This window comes from Streptomyces sp. JLBT605, assembly GCF_058215555.1.
The window spans coordinates 1,776,357-1,793,807 of record NZ_CM177087.1 but is presented as its reverse complement, the minus strand read 5'-3'; the positions used below and the strand labels follow the sequence as shown (position 1 = coordinate 1,793,807).

Sequence of the window (17,451 nt, the reverse complement as noted above, 5' to 3'; positions counted from 1 at the left end):
CGTCCCGCCCGGGGCGGCGGACCGGCCGGAGGCGCGCGCTTGCGATCACCAACTCTTCGCGGCTCCATGGCAGTTGTCCCGCCCCGCGGCGTAACCTCAAAGGTCGCGAACGCCGCTCGTCCAAGGACCGTGACCGCCACCGCCCGTTCCCGAACGAGGACCGCGATGACTGACTTACCGGAGGCGCTGACCGTGTGCCTGGCGCTGGGCACGCCCGCGGCGGCCGTGCTGCTGCCCCTGCTGTTACAGGCCCGCCGCCGCGCCGCCCGGACGCTCGCCGAACTGGAGGCCGCCGCCCGGGACAACGCGCGCCTGACCGCCGAGATGCGTCAGCTGACGGCGGAGACCCGGCATCTGGCCACCGCCCGGCTTCCGGCGCTCATCAGCCACCTGCTCCACGGCCCCCTCGGCGTACCCCCGCTCGCCCACCCCGGGTTGCTCGGCAGCGAGACCGACCGGGACCACCGCACGGTGCTCGACCTGGTGGCGCGGGCCGTCCACGCCGAGCGGCAGCGGATCGACGAGGCGGCACAGGCCATGGTGCGCGGCACCACCACGGTCCTACAGGCCAAGAGCTACCAGCTGCAGGACCGGATCAACGAGATGCAGCACCGGTTCGACGACCCGCGCGTCATCCACGACACCGTCGCGCTCAGCCGGCTCAACGAGCAGATCCTGCGCCGCGTCCAGGCCACCGGGGTGGCGTGCGGGGCCACCGCCGGAGTCATCCGCGCCGACTCCCATCTCGGGGACATCGTGGTCGGCGCCCAGTCCCGTATCGCCGGCCTCGAGCGGGTCCGGGTCACCAGCCGGCTCACCGCTCCCCTCGGCGTGGTGGCGCGTGCCGTCGAACCGGTGGCGATCGCGGTCACCGAGCTGCTGGCCAACGCCGTCCACCACTCGCACGCCACCTCGCCGGTGGAGGTCGGCCTGCACCACGGCGAGACCGGCGCGCTCGTGGTCGTCGACGACGCCGGGCTCGGCCTGCGGCCGGAGGAGATCGACTACGCGACCCGCATGGTGTCCGGGCTGCACCCCGTCCTGATCACCGAGCTGGGCGACCCGCCGCGGACCGGTTTCGCCGCCATCGGCCGGCTGTCGCGGCAGTTCGGCTTCACCGTCTCGGTCGCCGAAGCCGGCCCGTACGGCGGGGTCCGCGCGGTGGTGCACATCCCCGGCCGGCTGCTGACGATGCTGGACGAGACCACCCCGATGTCGGTGGCGGCGCCGCTGACCGGAGGCGACGGGTCGCGACCCCACCCTGCCCACCCCGCCGAGCCCGCCGGCCCGGCGCCCGGGGCGGCGGGCGACCCCGGCCGCTTCCCGGACCACACCGGGGCCGGACTGCCGCGCCGCAGGCGCCGCGCCCCGCGGGCGCCGGCTCCGCGGCAGACGCCGCCGGTGGACGCGCCGGGCCAGGCCGGGACGCCGGCGGCGGCCGGGCGCAGCCCGGAGGAGGCCGGGGCGCTCTGGGCCTCCTTCCAGCGCGGCACCGCGTCGGGGCGGGCCGCGCGGGACGGGCGGCAGCCGGGTCCGCAGGGGCCGCAGCTCAACCCGGACGCCGGGCCCGCCCAGGACCCGGCCGATCTGTGGGACGCCCGGAATGCCCCCGAGCCCGGCCGGGCCCGCGAGCGGCACCCGTGGCAGGGCCCACCCCGCCCCGCGAACCCGCGCCACGCGGACCAGCCGCACCACGACGCGCCCTACGAGGAGCCGCACCGCGCCGACCCGCACCGCGCCGACCCGCACCGCGCGGAACCCCGCCACGAGGACCGGCAGGGCGAGGACCCGCACCACGAGGGCCCCGCGACATGACTCCACCCGCGCCCCGGGAGGGCAGACCGCTGGTGCCGGCGTTCATGGCGCTCGGCGGCCGGATCGATCCCACCCGCACCACCCTGGACGCCCTGACGCTGCTCAGCGCCGCCGTGGACCGGGTGCCGGACGGGGTGGACCCGCCCCGGCACCGCATCGTCCGACTCCTGTGCGGCGGGCCGCTGTCGCTGGCCGAGGTGGCCGCGTACGTCCGGCTCCCGGTCGGCGTGGTCAAGGTGCTGGTGTCCGATCTGGTCGACCAGGGCCACGTCCGCGCCCGCGTTCCGGTGCCGCCGGCCCAGCGGCACGACCCGCAGCTGCTGGCCCGGGTGCTGAGCGGCCTGCGGGCCCTGCGAAGCGACGCCGCGCCATGACTCCGCGCCGCCCGCCTGCCCGTCCCGCGGCCGGCTTCGCGATCTCCAACTCGCCGTGCCCCGCGGCCGGTTACCGTGACGCTCAAGACCGTTCCACACCGCACTCGGCCATCTTCCGGTGCGGTTCAGCCCGATCCCGTTGAACAGGCAGGAGTCATCCCATGGACCAGCAGCCCGCCACCGACGAACGGCAGACGGACCCCGCGTACCTGATACCGACACCGATAGACCCGGCCGGCACCGACATCCACGGCGAGGCCGCCCGGCTGCGCGCCCAGGGCCCCGCCACCCTGGTCGAGTTGCCCGGCGGCATCACCGCCTGGTCGATCACCAGCCATTCCCTGCTGAAGGAACTGCTCGCCGGCCCGCGGGTCTCCCGGGACCCGCGCCGCCACTGGCCGGCCTGGATCAAGGGCGAACACCACGACTCCTGGCTGCAGAACTGGCTCGGGCCGGTCAACATGCTCTCCGCATACGGCACCGACCACCGCCGGCTGCGCAAGCTCGTGGCCCCCGCCTTCACCGCGCGGCGCACCGAGGCGATGACTTCCAAGGTCGAGCGCATCACCACCGAACTGCTGGACGCCATGGCCAAGACCCCGCCCGGCGAAGCGGTGGACCTGCGCGCCGTTTTCGCCTTCCCGCTGCCGATGGCCGTCATCTGCGAACTCTTCGGCGTCCCCGAGCACCTGCGCCCGGACGCGGCCCGGCTCATCGAGCACATGATGGACACCAGGATCACCGCCGAGGAGGCCGCCCAGATCGGGCAGGACATCGCCGTCCTCCTCGCCGAACTGGTCGCCGTCAAGCGCGAGCAGCCCGGGGAGGACCTCACCAGCCTCCTGGTCTCCACCCGGGACGACGACGGCTCCCACCTGACCGAGGACGAACTCATCGGCACCCTGCTGCTGATGATCGGTGCCGGCCACGAGACCACCGTCAACCTCATCGGCAACGCCGTCCACGCCCTGCTCACCCACCCCGACCAGCACCGGCTGCTGCGCGAGGGTGGCGCCAACTGGAGCGACGTCATCGAGGAGACGCTGCGCTGGGCGCCCAGCATCGCCAGCATCCCGCTGCGCTTCGCGGTGGAGGACATCGACATCCCCGGCGGCCCGCGCATCGCCCAGGGCGACCCGATCCTCGCCGCCTTCGCCGCCGCCGGGCGGGACCCGGCCAAGCACGGGGAGGACGCCGAGCGGTTCGACCTGACCCGGGCCACCTCGGAGCATCTGGCCTTCGGCCACGGCGTGCACCACTGCCTGGGCGCCCCGCTGGCCCGTCTGGAGGCCAGGATCGCGCTGCCCGCGCTCTTCGCCCGCTTCCCCGATCTGCGGCTGGCGGTACCCGCCGAGGAGGTGCTGCCCGTCGGGTCGTTCATCGTCCACGGGTGGGAGACCATCCCGGTGGATCTCGGCACGCCCGCGGCGTAACTTCGTCACCGGCCGGAAGCGCTGGAATCATCGCCCGGACACCGCGACGTTCGACACCGCGCGGAAGCTGGAGGTGGCCTCGACCACGGCACTTCCTTCGAACGGAGCCCGGGATGCCCACGCTCTCCACGCCCACCGGAAAAGCGCCCACCGGAATAGCGCCCACGGCAGAAGCGACCACCGGAAACCCGCCCACCGAACGGGCAGCCACCGGAAAAGCGGCCACCACCAGCGCGTACGTCACCTCCATAGCGGACTCCCCGGAGCAGATCCACGCCGCCCAGCGGCTGCGCTACCAGGTCTTCGCGAAGGAGCGGGGGGCTCGGCTGGAGCCGACCGCCGACGGCCGTGACGTGGACGAGTTCGACGACGTGATGGACCACCTGATCGTCACGGAGACCACCTCCGGCGCGGTGGTCGGCACCTACCGGCTGCTGCCGCCGGGGCGTGGCGACCGCCTCTTCTCCGACACCGAGTTCGACCTCGGCGGGCTCCCGGCCGAGGTCCGGTCCCAGATGGTCGAGGCCGGGCGGGCCTGTGTCCACCCCGATCACCGCTCCGGAGCGGTGATCAACCTGATGTGGGCCGGGCTCGCCCGGTACGTCCTGCTCTCCGGCCACCGCTACCTCGCCGGCTGCGCCTCTGTCCCGCTCGCCGACGGCGGGCAGGCCGCGGCCAACGCCTGGCTGCTCGGCACCACCCGGCACGCCGCCCCGCGCGAGCTGCGGGTGCACCCGCTCGACCCCTGGATGCCCGCCCGCACCCTGACCCCCGAGCCCAGCTACGCCGCGCTGCCGCCGCTGCTCCGCGGCTATCTGCGCGTCGGCGCCTGGATGTGCGGGTCGCCCCAGCACGAGAAGGACTTCGACGACGCCGACTTCTTCGTCATCCTCGACACCGAGCGGCTCAGCGACCGATACCGGCGCTTCTTCCTCGGCGAATCCCGGTGAACGTCTGGGCCGCCCGGTCCCCGTGCACCCCGGACTGCGTCCGCCCGCACACCGCCCGGGTGCCGGCCGCCACCGCGCTGCGCCGCTCGGCGGCGCTGACCCGGGTGGTCGCCGGGGCCGCCGCGGACTCCGGCCGGCTCGCCGATCCCGCGGTGCTGCGAGGGCGCGCCGAAGCGGTGCTGGACGCCCTCGGCATCGGCCTGGAGCTCCGGTGCGGCCCGCCGGGCGCGGGCGCCTGGGACGGCCCGCCGAGCGCGGACCTGAGGGGCGGCGTCCGGCTGAGCGTGCCCGGCGGAACCGGCACCCCGGAAACCGGCACCCTGGTGGTCGCCAACCACATCTCCTGGGTCGACGTCATCGCCCTGCTCGCCGTCGAGCCCGTCACCATGCTCGCCAAACGCCAGGTGGGGCAGTGGCCGCTGCTCGGCGGGCTGGTCAGGCGCGCGGGCACCCTCTTCATCGACCGCGACAGCCTGCGCGAACTGCCAGCCACCGTCGCCCGGATGGCCGCCCTGCTGCGCTCCGGCACCTCACTGATGGTCTTCCCACAGGGCGTCACCTGGTGTCACGGAACCGGCGGCCCGTTCCGCCGGGCCACCTTCCAGGCCGCCCTCGACGCGGGCGCCCCCATCCGGCCGGTGACCTTGGAGTACTTCCAGCGCCGCGACCCGACCACGGTGGCCGCCTTCCTCGGCGACGAGGACTTCGCAGGCTCGCTGCGCCGGGTGCTGCGCGCCGCGGACCTCACCGCCCGCCTGACCGTCCACCCGCCGCTGCACCCGGTGCCCGGCCTTCACGACCGCCGCGCCCTGGCCGCCCAGGCCCGGGCCGCGGTGGCGGGCAGCTCGGCCGAACGAGGCGGCACCCGGCCGAAGCACCTTGACCTGAAGTCAGGTTGAGGTTCTACCGTCGATCTTGTCGAACCAGCTCAAGCAGACAAGAGGGACCGGCCATGGAGTACTCGCACAACGACGCCGAACTGATCCAGCAGCCCATCGGCTACTGGAGTTGGGCCGCCTACCACGCCGTCATCACCCGCACCCGGGCCGCCCTCGCCGAGATCGGCACCACCCAGCCGCAGTGGTGGGTCCTCGCGCAGGTCGCACTGGCCGACACGGTCAGGACCCGTGACGAGGTGTCCCGCATGCTGCGGAACTACCTCGACACGGGCGCGGAAACCATGGAGTCGGAGATCGACGAGACCATCGCCCAGGGCTGGATCACCGAAGACCCCGAGGGGCGCCTCGGCATCACAGCCGAGGGCAGGGCCTTCTACGACCAGGCCGCGGCCCTCCAGAAGGAGCTGTGGACGGAACGGCACGCGGGCATCTCCGACGAGGAGTACCTGACCACCCTGAAGGTGCTGCAGCGGTTCATCCACAACACCGGCGGGCGCGCCTGGCACCACTAGCGTCCGCGGGCCGCGGCCGAGCCGTGGCCCGGCCGCGATCCGGTCAGCACTCGATGACGTTGACCGCGAGTCCGCCCCGCGCCGTCTCCTTGTACTTGACCTTCATGTCGGCGCCGGTCTCCTTCATGGTCTTGATGACCTTGTCGAGGGAGACGTGGTGCCGGCCGTCGCCGCGCAGGGCCATGCGGGCGGCGGTGACGGCCTTGACCGCGGCCATGCCGTTCCGCTCGATGCACGGGATCTGGACCAGGCCGCCGACCGGGTCGCAGGTCAGGCCCAGGTTGTGCTCCATGCCGATCTCGGCGGCGTTCTCCACCTGCTCGGTGGAGCCGCCCAGCACCTCGGCCAGGCCGCCGGCGGCCATGGAGCAGGCCGAGCCGACCTCGCCCTGGCAGCCGACCTCGGCGCCGGAGATGGAGGCGTTCTCCTTGAAGAGCATGCCGATGGCGCCCGCGGCGAGGAGGAAGCGGACCACGCCGTCCTCGTCGGCGCCCGGGACGAAGTTGAGGTAGTAGTGCAGGACGGCGGGGATGATGCCGGCCGCGCCGTTGGTCGGGGCGGTGACCACCCGGCCGCCGGCGGCGTTCTCCTCGTTGACCGCCATCGCGTAGAGGGTGACCCACTCCATGGCGTGCGCCATCGGGTCGCCCTCGGCGCGCAGCTGGCGGGCGGACTGGGCGGCGCGGCGGCGGACCTTCAGCCCGCCGGGCAGGATGCCCTCGCGGGAGATGCCGCGGGCCACGCATGCCTGCATCACGCGCCAGATCTCCAGCAGACCCTCGCGGATCTCCTCCTCGGTGCGCCACGCCTTCTCGTTCTCCAGCATGAGCGCGGAGATCGACAGGCCGGTCTCGCGGCACAGCCGCAGCAGCTCGTCGCCGGTGCGGAAGGGGTACTTCAGCACGGTGTCGTCGAGCTTGATCCGGTCCTGGCCGACCGCGTCCTCGTCGACGACGAAGCCGCCGCCGACCGAGTAGTAGGTCTTCTCCAGCAGCGGCAGGCCCTCGGCGTCGTAGGCGAAGAGGGTCATGCCGTTGGCGTGGTAGGGCAGCGAGCGGCGGCGGTGCAGGATCAGCTCCGTCGGCTCGTCGAAGGGGATCTCGTGCGCGGCGCCGATCTCGGCGCCCAGCAGCCGCAGCCGCTTGGTGGCGCGGATCCGCTCGACTTCGTCGTCGGCGGTCTCCACATCGACCGTGCGCGGGGAGTGGCCCTCCAGGCCGAGCAGGACGGCCTTGGGCGTGCCATGGCCGTGCCCGGTGGCGCCGAGGGAGCCGAAGAGTTCCGCGCGGACCGATGCCGTCTGCGCGAGGAGGCCGTCCTTCTTCAGGCGGCTGACGAACATCCGGGCCGCTCGCATCGGGCCGACGGTGTGCGAGCTGGACGGCCCTATGCCGATGGAGAAGAGGTCGAAGACGGAGATGGCCACGGTGGCGGACCCCTTTGTCTGCTGGGTGGGCGGTGGTGCGTGCGGTGCCTGACCGCGGGGGGTGTGCGGCGGGCACCAGGGCACCGCGCGCACCATCCAGTGTGCGCGGTGCCCGGTGTCGAACGGCCGGAGCTGTGATTACAGCCCGGGGTACAGCGGGTGCTTCTCGGCGAGCGCGGTGACCCGCGCCTTCAGCGGCTCGGTCTCCCGGGCCGGCTTGAGCGCCTCGGCGATGATGTCCGCGACCTCGCGGAAGTCGTCCGCCGTGAAGCCGCGGGTGGCCAGCGCCGGGGTGCCGATCCGCAGGCCCGAGGTGACCATCGGGGGCCGCGGGTCGTTCGGGATGGCGTTCCGGTTGACCGTGATGCCGATCTCGTGGAGCCGGTCCTCGGCCTGCTGGCCGTCCAGCTCGGAGTTGCGCAGGTCCACCAGGACCAGGTGCACGTCCGTGCCGCCGGAGAGCACGTCCACGCCCGCCTCGCGCACGTCCTCCTGGGTGAGGCGCTCGGCGATGATCTTCGCGCCCTCCAGGGTGCGCTGCTGGCGCTCCTTGAACTCCTCCGACGCCGCGACCTTGAAGGACACCGCCTTCGCCGCGATGACGTGCTCCAGCGGGCCGCCCTGCTGACCGGGGAAGACCGCGGAGTTGATCTTCTTGGCCAGCTCCTGGGTGGAGAGGATCACACCGCCGCGCGGACCGCCGAGGGTCTTGTGGGTGGTGGTGGTGACGACGTGGGCGTGCGGCACCGGGTTGGGGTGCAGCCCGGCCGCCACCAGACCCGCGAAGTGCGCCATGTCGACCATCAGGTACGCGCCGACCTCGTCCGCGATCCGGCGGAAGGCGGCGAAGTCCAGCTGGCGCGGGTAGGCGGACCAGCCGGCGATGATCAGCTTCGGGCGGCTCTCCTTGGCGAGGCGCTCGACCTCGTCCATGTCGACCTGGCCGGTCTCGCTGTCCACGTGGTAGGGCACCACGTTGTACAGCTTGCCGGAGAAGTTGATCTTCATGCCGTGGGTGAGGTGCCCGCCGTGGGCGAGGTTCAGACCCAGGATGGTGTCGCCGGGGGAGAGCAGCGCGAACATCGCGGCCGCGTTCGCCTGGGCCCCGGAGTGCGGCTGGACATTGGCCGCCTCGGCGCCGAAGAGCGCCTTGATCCGGTCGATGGCGATGCGCTCGACGACATCGACGTGCTCGCAGCCGCCGTAGTACCGGCGGCCGGGGTAGCCCTCGGCGTACTTGTTGGTGAGGACCGATCCCTGGGCCTCCATGACGGCGACCGGAGCGAAGTTCTCCGACGCGATCATCTCCAGGGTGGACTGCTGGCGGTGGAGCTCGGCGTCGACGGCGGCTGCGACATCCGGGTCGAGCTCATGCAGGGAGCTGTTGAGAAGCGACATCGAAATCCCGATCAGGTGAGGAGCGGCGGGTCAGCTGGCGAAGTCGGTGTACTCGTCGGCGGAGAGCAGGTCGGCCGGGGCCTCCTCGGACAGCCGGACCTTGAAGAGCCAGCCGCCCTCGAAGGGGGCGGAGTTCACCAGCGCCGGGTCGTTGACGACGTCCTCGTTGATCTCGGTGACCTCACCGGATACCGGCGAGTAGAGGTCGCTCACGGACTTGGTGGACTCCAGCTCACCACAGGTCTCGCCGGCCTCGACCTGGGCACCGACCTCCGGAAGCTGGACGAAGACCACGTCACCGAGCGCGCCGGCCGCGTGCTGGGTGATGCCGACCGTCGACACGCCGTCCTCGGCGGGCGACAGCCACTCGTGCTCCTTGCTGTAGCGAAGCTGCTGGGGGTTGCTCATGACTGAATTCTCCTGGATGCGAGGGTGTGGATATGCCGTCGGTCTTGACTGGTGGGACAAGGTGACGAAGTCGTCACCAGACTGCGTCCGCCTGCGGGTCAGGAGCGCTGCCGCTTGTAGAACGGGAGCGCCACGACCTCGTACGGCTCGTGGCTGCCGCGGATGTCCACCGCGACGCCCTCGCTGCCCGGCTCGGCGTACGCCGCGTCCACATAGGCGATCGCGATCGGCTTGCCCAGGGTCGGCGACGGGGCACCGGAGGTCACCTCGCCGATCACCGTGCCGTCGGCGGACACCACCGAGAACCCGGCGCGCGGCACCCGGCGGCCTGAGGCGATCAGCCCGACCAGCTTGCGCGGCGGGTTGGCCGCGGCGCGCTCGGCGGCCGCCTCCAGCGCCGCGCGGCCGACGAAGTCGCCCGCCTTGTCGAACTTCACCACCCGGCCCAGACCCGCGTCGAACGGGGTGGTGGAGGTGGTCAGCTCGTGCCCGTACAGCGGCATGCCCGCCTCCAGGCGCAGGGTGTCCCGGCAGGACAGCCCGCACGGCACCAGCCCGGCCTCCGCGCCCGCCTCGGTCAGCGCCTGCCACAGCTTCTCGGCGTCCGCCGGGTCCACGAACAGCTCGAAGCCGTCCTCGCCGGTGTAGCCGGTGCGGGCGATCAGCGCGGAGACCCCGGCGACCGTCCCCGGCAGCCCGGCGTAGTACTTCAGCCCGTCCAGGTCGGCGTCGGTCACACTGGCCAGGATGCCGGGGGAGGCGGGGCCCTGCACGGCGATCAGCGCGTACGCGTCGCGGTCGTCGCGCACCGTGGTCTCAAAGCCCGCGGCCCGCTCGGTCACCGCGTCCAGCACCACCTGGGCGTTGGAGGCGTTGGCCACGACCATGAACTCCTCGTCGGCCAGCCGGTAGACGATCAGGTCGTCCAGGATGCCGCCGTCCGCGTCGCAGATCATGGTGTACCGGGCCCGGCCGACGGCCAGCGCGCCGATGTTGCCGACCAGCGCGTAGTCCAGCGCCTGGCCGGCCTGCGGGCCGGTGAGGGTGATCTCGCCCATGTGGGACAGGTCGAACAGGCCCGCGCGGGTGCGGACCGCGTTGTGCTCGTCCCGCTCGCTGCCGTAGCGCAGCGGCATGTCCCAGCCCGCGAAGTCGGTCATGGTGGCCCCGAGCCCGCGATGGGTCGCGTCCAGGGCTGTGTGGCGTGGGGCGTCTGTCATGTCTCGTAGCTCCCAGCGATGCGAATGGGTGAGGTTTCTCCCCATCTGTCATCGGAACCTGAGAGCTTCACCGTGACCCCGAGGGGTCCGATTTGCACCTTCGGTGGAGCCACCGCGGCGGCTCGCTTTTCAGATCTGCCTCGCCCGCGCGGTATCGGGGCCTGAGAGATTCAAGGGAGGACTTGCTCCTTCGGCGCCCCGGTGCTCGGCAGGTGTGCCGGGCCGGGGACTCTCCCGCGCGGATTCAAGCGGCCGGTATGCAGTTGCGCGCACATCATCGCATGTGCCCGCCACAAGGGAACCCCCGGTCCGGAATCGGTGTCCTTGTCTTTCATTACCGTTCCTTGACACTCTTCGGGTAGGCCGCGGTGACCGGACCCCCTAGGGGGTGTCCGGTGGGTCGCCGTGGATTGCGACGCTGCGGAGAACGGTCGGACACCCCCTGAGGAGACGATCACGGTGCAGGGGCAGCGCAGGATCCAGCGGACGGGCAGGGAGCCGGCCCGGCTCCCCGGCCGCCCGGCCGCGCCGCGCCCGGCGGCGTTCCGGCCGGTGCCCGGCCGGGCGGTGCGCGACCTGCGCGGCACCCCGGCGGCCGGGGCGCCGGGGGTGGCGGAGCTGCGCTACCCGGCCGGAGACCTCGTCGTCGCCTCCGGGCTGCCGGGCAGCGGCAAGAGCACCCTGATGCAGCGGACCGTGGCCCCGCTGGACCTGCGCGGCGGCCCGGTGCTGCGGATCGACTCCCACGACACCCGTGAGCGCTGGGAGGCCCGGCTGCCCGACCGGCTCCCCTACTCCCTCTACCGCCCGCTGGTCCGGCTGGCGCACTTCGCCGGGCTGCGCCGCGCGCTGCGCTCCGGGGCGAGCGTGGTGGTGCACGACTGCGGCACCCCGGCCTGGGTGCGCCGCTGGCTGGCCCGGCACGCCCGGCGCCGCGGCCGGACGCTGCACATGCTGCTGGTGGACGTACCGCCCGCGGTCGCGCTGGACGGACAGGCCACCCGCGGCCGCGGGGTCTCCGGGCGTGCCTTCCGGCGGCACCGTCAGGCGGTGCGGCGCCTGGTGGCGGACGCCGAGCTCGGCCGGGCGCCGCGCGGCTGCGCTTCGGTGGTGCTGCTGGACCGCCCCGCGGTGAACGCCCTGCGTGACATCGTCTTCGAATGAGCCGGACGTCTTCGTATGGGCCGGGCCGCGGGATGATCGGTCGCGGCTGAGCCGTTAGGGTGCTGTGCAGGTTGGACGATTCGGCGGTTGGACGACATGAGCATCAGTGACCTCGGCGGCTTCCCCGCCAACGAACTCGAAGACGTCCTCGCCGCTTCGCTCGACGTCCCCGGCGCCGGCGCCCGTATCGTCGAGGTGCTCGGCCGCAGCCAGGTGTGGGTCCCGCTGCCCAAGGGCGGTGGCCCGGACAGCCCTGACCTGGACCTGGCGACCATCGAGCTGGAAGGCGCCGCGTACGTCCCGGTGTTCAGCTCCGAGCAGCAGTTCCGGCAGGTCGTCGGAGACCACATGTCCTTCACCGTGGCCCCGGCCGTGGAGTTCGCCCGCGGCCTGCCCCCGCAGGTCGGCATCGCGGTCAATCCGGGCGGCGCGGTCGGCGTGCCGCTGCCGCCGCCCGCCGTCGCCCAGCTGTGCCGGACCGGCCGCACCGAGCTGGACGGTCCCGCCTCCGGCGGCCGGGTGCTGCTGTTCGAGCCCGACTGGCAGGACGAGCCGGTCGACTTCCTCGCCGCCGCCGGGCTGGAGTTCGGCGGCGTGCCCGATGTGCGCACCGCCCGCCGGGCGCTGGCCAGCGTCGAGGGCGACCCGCCCGCGCTCTTCGTCGGAGTCCAGCTCGATCTGCCCACTCCGGAGGTCCAGGCCGTGGTGCTGGAGGCGCTCGGTCGGGCGCTGGGCGCGGCCGCCGTGCCCTGGCCGGTGCAGCTGATCCTGCTGGACATCGCCCAGGACCCGGTCGCCGACTGGATGCTGGAGCGGGTGCGTCCGTTCTACGACCGTGACCTGTGACCGCGCCGGGATGAAGTCCGCACGGACTCGTAAGCTGGTTGGATGACCGCAGGGGGTGCACCCGCATGCCCCGGTGCGATGTGGTGCGGGCCAAGAGAAGGGGCGGAGTCAGGTGAGCGCTGGCGCTAACTGGCGGGCGGAGCGCAGCGACTCGCAATCCCACGGCGGGCAGATCGAGCAGCTGCTCCAGCAGGTCGCGCCCGGCGGGTACGACGCCTACGAGGCGCTGCTGCACGCGCTGGCCGCCGGTCAGGTGTGGATGCTGCTGTGGCACGGCACGCCCGGCTCGCCCGACGCCCGGTACGGAAAGATGGACGTCGACGGCCTCGGCTACGCGCCCTGCGTCACCTCCGAGCAGGAGCTGTCCGCCAGCGGCTGGACCCGCGCGCACGAGGTCGTCGGCGGCCGGCAGATCGCCACCGCGCTCTTCCCCGACCGCTTCGGCCTGTGGCTCAACCCGCACGCTCCCGGTGGTGGCGTCGGCATCCCCTGGCTGGACCTGCGGCGCATCGCGGGCGGCCTCGACCGGCTGCCGGCCGGCCCGCTGCGGATCAGCGAACCGGCGATCGAGATTCCGCAGTTCTACGCACTGTTGGGGCAGAATGCCCACCGAACGCCCGTTGTGCGTGCATTGCGGCGGGCCTGGGTGCAGCCGGCACTCGGTGCCCCTTATCTCGCGATCGGGCTGGATCTGTACGACACCAGCCAAACCGCGGTGGAATCGGTGCGGTTGATGATGCAGCAGTCCCTCGGGGCGCTCCCGGATGGGCTCCCGCTCTCCACCGTCTCGATGTCCGACGCCCACGACCCCGTCGCGATGTGGATGCGGGCCAACGCCCGCCCGTTCTTCGACCGCGACGCCTACGGCACCGCCGCCCCCGCCCCGGCGCCCGGCTACGGCTACCCGCCGCCGCGGCATGCCTTCTGAGCGGACAGCTTCGGCGACGTACAACCGCAAACCGGCTGGACGGGGGAATCTTCCTCTCCCGCCCAGCCGGTTAATGGATCGGCGTGCCGTAAATTACGGCTTAGGGGTGCAAGGGTTCCTGGAGACGCATTCAGCGAAATACGGGGCGGCCGTTATGGCCTTGAAAATTCCGTACCGCTTGTGCACGTAGCTTCGGCAGCTCTCGTCTGTAACCCACTCATTAACGTCGAACCTGCGGTACTCCACCATCGGCGTCACGTACCCCCGCTTGCCTGGTCCCACCTTCAAAGTGTCGGTCACCTTCACGCCTCTCTTGAAGGACTTGGTGACGTTGTAGTGGGTGCTCCCCTCTATCTTGCCGATGACGAAGTCAATGCTGAGGCCTCCGCCATTCTGCCAAGTCGTTGACCGCTCCCTCTCGGTCTTGAACTCGTACTTGAGCGTGGAGGTCGAAGAGCCGCCGTTTCTCTTGCCCACGGTGGTCCCGATCGTTGCGTAGGACGGGCTGCCAAACCGCTCTGCCTTGACCCAGAAGACTGTGTTGCAGCGCGGAGTGGGAGTCGCCGATGCGGACGACGCAACTCCGGGAATCGCCAGGGACCCCAGGATGAGCGCGGAGGCCGCGATGCCCGTGGACGCGATTCGCTTCTTTGTGGAATTCAACTTTCTCCCCTTTCTCTCATTCGGCGTGGAATCGCCAGATGAGAGGAGGCTAGCCATGGATGACAGCGGAAGAAAGCATTCTGGTTACTTTAATCAGCTATCACATTCAACCTCAGATGAAGCTCAATTCACTTGCTTATTGAGTTGGGTAACAGAGCGTCAGCTCCTGCGGTGGCTCTACTGGCTGCCTTAATGGCAAGCAAGGAGACCAAAGTATCTAAACCGGGCGAAGTGATCATTTCTGCGTTTCGTCGGGCCACATCACGGTTGCGCATCCATTGCCCGTGGGGGCTGGCGGGTGATCGCGACGGCGTTGAAGACTCCCGCTCCAAGGGGGCGCCGTCACCGCGCGCCACCCCTCCGTGAACGTTTCTGCACCATCAGCACCACCTGCATCAGTGATGTGAACCAGGCCGCAACAGCGGCAGGTCGTAGGCCGGTTACCGCTGGCCGAGAGGGGTCCCAGGGCATGACGGCACCACTGCATGACACGAGTGCGGCTGAGACCGCGGCCGTGGATGTCGCCGAGGGTGGCCCGGCTGAGAAGGTCACCGGACGCTCTCCAGCACAGATCGCCTGGCGCAGGCTCAAGCGGGACAAGGTCGCGCTGGCTGGTGGCGTCGTCGTGCTGTTCCTGATCCTGGTCGCTGTCTTCGCCCCGCTGATCGTCAGCTGGTTCGGTCATCCACCGAATGACTTTCATGACGACCCGGAGCACATCGACGCCCTGCTCGGTGGCAAGCCGATCGGCGACTGGGGCGGCATGAGCAAGGACTTCCTCTTCGGGCTGGAGCCTGTCAACGGCCGAGACGTCTTCAGTCGGGTCGTCTACGGCACTCGCATCTCCTTGATCGTGGCGTTCGCGTCGGCGATCTTCGCGGTGTTGCTCGGCACGATCTTCGGCATTATCGCCGGCTACTTCGGCGGCGTCGTCGACTCCATCATCAGCCGCACGATGGACCTGCTCCTCGCCTTCCCGCAGCTGCTGTTCATCCTCGCCCTTGTCTCGGTCGTGCCCAACGAGCTGTGGGGGCTGTCCGGTACCGGTGTCCGGATGGGCGTGCTTATCGTGGTGATCGGCTTCTTCGGCTGGCCGTATGTCGGGAGAATCGTGCGCGGCCAGACCCTGTCGTTGCGCGAGCGTGAGTACGTCGAGGCGGCGCGGAGCCTGGGGGCGGGAAACCGTTACATCCTCTTCAAAGAACTGCTGCCCAACCTGGTCGCGCCGATCACCGTCTACATGACGTTGATGATCCCGACCAACATCCTCACCGAGGCCGCGCTCAGCTTCCTCGGTGCCGGAGTCAAGCCGCCGACCGCCTCGTGGGGGCAGATGCTCTCGACGGCTGTGCGTACGTACAACATCGCCCCGACTTTCATGATCTTCCCCGGCCTGGCCATCTTCGTGACCGTGCTGGCCTTCAATCTCCTCGGGGACGGTGTGCGCGACGCGCTGGACCCGAAGGGGAATCGCTGACTTCTTCACATGGAGCCCCCAGGCATGACCGGAGAGGCCCGATGTCAGGCAAGTGTCACCACCATGGAAGGTGCGAGATCGTGACAACCCAACGCACACCCAAGCGCAGACTGGTTGCGGGAGCGGCCGTAGCCGTCGCGACTTTGCTGACCACCACGGCTTGCGGTGGTGGCGACGACAAGGGCGGGAGCGGCGCTGGCTTCAACGCCGCGATCGACAAGGTTGCCAGCAAGTCCGAGAAGAAGGGCGGCACCCTCAAGTTCATCGGCACTCAGGACGCCGACTCCTGGGACACCACGCGCGGCTACTACGGCTTCGTGTGGGACTACGCGCGTTACTACTCCCGGCAGTTGATCTCCTACAAGCCGGCGCCGGGGAAGGAGAGTCAGGAGCTCGTCCCCGACCTCGCCACCTCGCGAGCCAAAATCACCGATGACGGGAAGACGTACACGTACACCCTGCGTGACGGCATCACCTGGCAGGACGGCAAGCCGATCACCGCCCAGGACATCAAGTACGGCATCGAGCGCGTCTGGGCGCAGGACGTGCTGTCCGGAGGCCCGGTCTACCTGCGTGACACCCTTGACCCGAAGGGCGAGTACAAGGGCCCGTACAAGGACAAGTCGAAGGACAAGCTCGGGCTGAAGGCCATCGAGACCCCGAACGCGAAGACCATCATCTTCCACCTGCCGAAGCGCAACGGTGACTTCGAGCAGATGCTCGCCCTGCCGAGCGCCTCGCCGGTGCGCAAGGACAAGGACACCAAGTCCAAGTACGGTCTGAAGCCCTTCTCCTCCGGCCCGTACAAGTGGGACTCCTACGAGCCCAACAAGTCCATGGTGCTGTCCCGGAACGAGAACTGGAAGCAGTCCTCCGACCCCATCCGCAAAGCACTCCCGAACAAGATCACACTGACGCTGATCACCAACGCCGACGAGATGGACAAGCGCCTCATCAAGGGCGACTACGACGTCGACCTCAACGCCACCGGCATGGGCCAGGAAGGCCGTGTCGAGGCGCTGCAGAAGCACCGCGGCAACGTCGACAACCCGTCGACCGGCTTCATCCGCTACGCGGTCTTCCCGCAGACGGTCAAGCCGTTCGACAACATCGAATGCCGCAAGGCAGTCATCTACGGTGCGAACAAGACCTCGCTGCAGACCGCCCGCGGCGGTCCGCAGGCCGGTGGAGACATCGGCACCAACATGCTGCCTCCGGCGGTCAAGGGATCGGACCCCAAGTACGACCCGTACGGCGCGCTGAAGGGCAAGCCGGACACCGCCAAGGCGAAGGAAGCCCTGAAGAAGTGCGGCAAGCCGAACGGCTTCAAGACCACCATCGCCGTCCGTAACAACAAGGCGGTCGAGGTCGCCACCGCCGAGTCGCTGCAGGCGTCGCTGAAGAAGATCGGCATCGACGCCGACATCGACCAGTTCGACGGCTCGCAGACGTCCGGCATCATCGGCAGCCCGAAGACCGTCAAGGACAAGGGCTACGGGATCATCATCATGGGCTGGGCCCCTGACTTCCCGACCGGACAGGGCTTCTCGCTGCCGCTGGTGGGCAGCAAGTACATCCTGGACAGCGGCAACAACAACTACAGCATGCTCAGCGACCCGAAGATCGACGACCTGTTCGCCAAGGCGCAGGACGAGCTGGACGAGAACAAGGCCGCGGCTCTGTACTCCCAGATGAACAAGCTGGTCTCCGAGCACGCGGTTTACCTGCCGTTCGTCTTCGAGAAGAACATCATCTGGCGCAGCTCCCGACTGACCAACGTCTACACGGCGGATTCCTTCAACGGCCGCTACGACTACGCCTCGCTGGGCGTGGTGAAGTAACCCCCACCCGTGCGCTCCGGCGCACCCGCCGCTAGGCACGAAGGGCAGGTGATGGCCGCGCGCCGTGGCCCGGTGTCATCGGATGATCTCCGGTGAC

Annotated in this window: 16 protein-coding genes and 2 riboswitches; of the genes, 11 read left to right on the top strand and 5 right to left on the bottom strand. The window is 70.5% G+C overall.

The genetic code is table 11. The features are described from left to right. The first annotated feature begins 165 nt into the window (after positions 1-165). From AC4BDD_RS08065 to AC4BDD_RS08040, 6 genes are all read left to right on the top strand, one after another. Positions 166-1,815 carry an ATP-binding protein gene (locus AC4BDD_RS08065; RefSeq protein ID WP_490690283.1) on the top strand — a complete coding sequence of 550 codons (1,650 nt, stop codon included), beginning with the start codon at positions 166-168 and terminating at the stop codon, positions 1,813-1,815. Beyond that, on the top strand, positions 1,812-2,189 hold the full coding sequence (locus AC4BDD_RS08060) for a DUF742 domain-containing protein (protein ID WP_490690282.1): 378 nt from the start codon (positions 1,812-1,814) through the stop codon (positions 2,187-2,189). Before AC4BDD_RS08065 ends, AC4BDD_RS08060 begins: the two co-directional genes overlap by 4 nt. Positions 2,190-2,350: 161 nt before the next feature. Beyond that, positions 2,351-3,622 (top strand): cytochrome P450 family protein, encoded by a 1,272-nt coding sequence (locus AC4BDD_RS08055; protein WP_490690281.1) that lies wholly within the window; start codon positions 2,351-2,353, stop codon positions 3,620-3,622. Positions 3,623-3,735: 113 nt separating this feature from the next. Then, a complete protein-coding gene (locus AC4BDD_RS08050; RefSeq protein WP_490690280.1) occupies positions 3,736-4,572 on the top strand; it encodes a GNAT family N-acetyltransferase in 837 nt (278 codons plus the stop codon). Then, positions 4,569-5,471: a lysophospholipid acyltransferase family protein gene (locus AC4BDD_RS08045; RefSeq protein ID WP_490690279.1), complete on the top strand. Its 903-nt coding sequence runs from the start codon at positions 4,569-4,571 to the stop codon at positions 5,469-5,471. Before AC4BDD_RS08050 ends, AC4BDD_RS08045 begins: the two co-directional genes overlap by 4 nt. Positions 5,472-5,524: 53 nt before the next feature. After that, positions 5,525-5,983, top strand: coding sequence for a MarR family winged helix-turn-helix transcriptional regulator (locus AC4BDD_RS08040; RefSeq protein ID WP_490690278.1), 459 nt, complete (start codon positions 5,525-5,527; stop codon positions 5,981-5,983). 43 nt (positions 5,984-6,026) lie between these two features. On the opposite strand, the gene AC4BDD_RS08035 is transcribed toward AC4BDD_RS08040, so the two are convergent. From AC4BDD_RS08035 to gcvT, 4 genes are all read right to left on the bottom strand, one after another. After that, positions 6,027-7,409 carry an L-serine ammonia-lyase gene (locus tag AC4BDD_RS08035; RefSeq protein WP_490690277.1) on the bottom strand — a complete coding sequence of 461 codons (1,383 nt, stop codon included), beginning with the start codon at positions 7,407-7,409 and terminating at the stop codon, positions 6,027-6,029. A gap of 138 nt (positions 7,410-7,547) precedes the next feature. Further along, positions 7,548-8,807 carry a serine hydroxymethyltransferase gene (glyA, locus tag AC4BDD_RS08030; RefSeq protein WP_490690276.1) on the bottom strand — a complete coding sequence of 420 codons (1,260 nt, stop codon included), beginning with the start codon at positions 8,805-8,807 and terminating at the stop codon, positions 7,548-7,550. A 30-nt stretch (positions 8,808-8,837) separates the two neighbouring features. After that, entirely contained in the window at positions 8,838-9,215 is a 378-nt protein-coding gene (gene gcvH / locus AC4BDD_RS08025) for a glycine cleavage system protein GcvH (protein WP_490690275.1), read from the bottom strand. A 98-nt stretch (positions 9,216-9,313) separates the two neighbouring features. Further along, positions 9,314-10,435 carry a glycine cleavage system aminomethyltransferase GcvT gene (gcvT, locus tag AC4BDD_RS08020; protein ID WP_490690274.1) on the bottom strand — a complete coding sequence of 374 codons (1,122 nt, stop codon included), beginning with the start codon at positions 10,433-10,435 and terminating at the stop codon, positions 9,314-9,316. Positions 10,436-10,470: 35 nt separating this feature from the next. Continuing rightward, positions 10,471-10,574: riboswitch (glycine riboswitch) on the bottom strand. Beyond that, positions 10,575-10,682: riboswitch (glycine riboswitch) on the bottom strand. Positions 10,683-10,894: 212 nt separating this feature from the next. Here gcvT and AC4BDD_RS08015 point away from each other — a divergent pair. From AC4BDD_RS08015 to AC4BDD_RS08005, 3 genes are all read left to right on the top strand, one after another. Next, on the top strand, positions 10,895-11,599 hold the full coding sequence (locus tag AC4BDD_RS08015; RefSeq protein ID WP_490690273.1) for an AAA family ATPase: 705 nt from the start codon (positions 10,895-10,897) through the stop codon (positions 11,597-11,599). 96 nt (positions 11,600-11,695) lie between these two features. After that, complete coding sequence (locus AC4BDD_RS08010) at positions 11,696-12,445, top strand: enhanced serine sensitivity protein SseB (RefSeq protein ID WP_490690272.1); 750 nt, start codon at positions 11,696-11,698, stop codon at positions 12,443-12,445. Between the two features lie 112 nt (positions 12,446-12,557). Then, complete coding sequence (locus AC4BDD_RS08005; protein WP_490690271.1) at positions 12,558-13,373, top strand: enhanced serine sensitivity protein SseB C-terminal domain-containing protein; 816 nt, start codon at positions 12,558-12,560, stop codon at positions 13,371-13,373. A gap of 93 nt (positions 13,374-13,466) precedes the next feature. On the opposite strand, the gene AC4BDD_RS08000 is transcribed toward AC4BDD_RS08005, so the two are convergent. Then, the gene (locus AC4BDD_RS08000; RefSeq protein WP_490690270.1) at positions 13,467-14,093 is read right to left on the bottom strand and encodes a hypothetical protein; all 627 of its coding nucleotides are present in this window, start codon (positions 14,091-14,093) and stop codon (positions 13,467-13,469) included. A 412-nt stretch (positions 14,094-14,505) separates the two neighbouring features. On the opposite strand from AC4BDD_RS08000, the gene AC4BDD_RS07995 reads away from it, so the two are divergent. Both AC4BDD_RS07995 and AC4BDD_RS07990 read left to right on the top strand, forming a co-directional pair. Then, positions 14,506-15,513 carry an ABC transporter permease gene (locus AC4BDD_RS07995; protein WP_490690269.1) on the top strand — a complete coding sequence of 336 codons (1,008 nt, stop codon included), beginning with the start codon at positions 14,506-14,508 and terminating at the stop codon, positions 15,511-15,513. An 80-nt stretch (positions 15,514-15,593) separates the two neighbouring features. After that, entirely contained in the window at positions 15,594-17,354 is a 1,761-nt protein-coding gene (locus tag AC4BDD_RS07990) for an ABC transporter substrate-binding protein (RefSeq protein WP_490690268.1), read from the top strand. Positions 17,355-17,451 lie beyond the last annotated feature (97 nt).

What these genes read in the sequence shown, in the direction of transcription:
- AC4BDD_RS08065 (WP_490690283.1), top strand. Translation starts at nt 166, where the DNA reads ATGACTGACTTACCGGAGGCGCTGACCGTGTGCCTGGCGCTGGGCACG.
- AC4BDD_RS08060 (WP_490690282.1), top strand. Translation starts at nt 1,812, where the DNA reads ATGACTCCACCCGCGCCCCGGGAGGGCAGACCGCTGGTGCCGGCGTTC.
- AC4BDD_RS08055 (WP_490690281.1), top strand. Translation starts at nt 2,351, where the DNA reads ATGGACCAGCAGCCCGCCACCGACGAACGGCAGACGGACCCCGCGTAC.
- AC4BDD_RS08050 (WP_490690280.1), top strand. Translation starts at nt 3,736, where the DNA reads ATGCCCACGCTCTCCACGCCCACCGGAAAAGCGCCCACCGGAATAGCG.
- AC4BDD_RS08040 (WP_490690278.1), top strand. Translation starts at nt 5,525, where the DNA reads ATGGAGTACTCGCACAACGACGCCGAACTGATCCAGCAGCCCATCGGC.
- glyA (WP_490690276.1), bottom strand. Translation starts at nt 8,807, where the DNA reads ATGTCGCTTCTCAACAGCTCCCTGCATGAGCTCGACCCGGATGTCGCA.
- gcvH (WP_490690275.1), bottom strand. Translation starts at nt 9,215, where the DNA reads ATGAGCAACCCCCAGCAGCTTCGCTACAGCAAGGAGCACGAGTGGCTG.
- gcvT (WP_490690274.1), bottom strand. Translation starts at nt 10,435, where the DNA reads ATGACAGACGCCCCACGCCACACAGCCCTGGACGCGACCCATCGCGGG.
- AC4BDD_RS08010 (WP_490690272.1), top strand. Translation starts at nt 11,696, where the DNA reads ATGAGCATCAGTGACCTCGGCGGCTTCCCCGCCAACGAACTCGAAGAC.
- AC4BDD_RS08000 (WP_490690270.1), bottom strand. Translation starts at nt 14,093, where the DNA reads ATGGCTAGCCTCCTCTCATCTGGCGATTCCACGCCGAATGAGAGAAAG.
- AC4BDD_RS07995 (WP_490690269.1), top strand. Translation starts at nt 14,506, where the DNA reads ATGACGGCACCACTGCATGACACGAGTGCGGCTGAGACCGCGGCCGTG.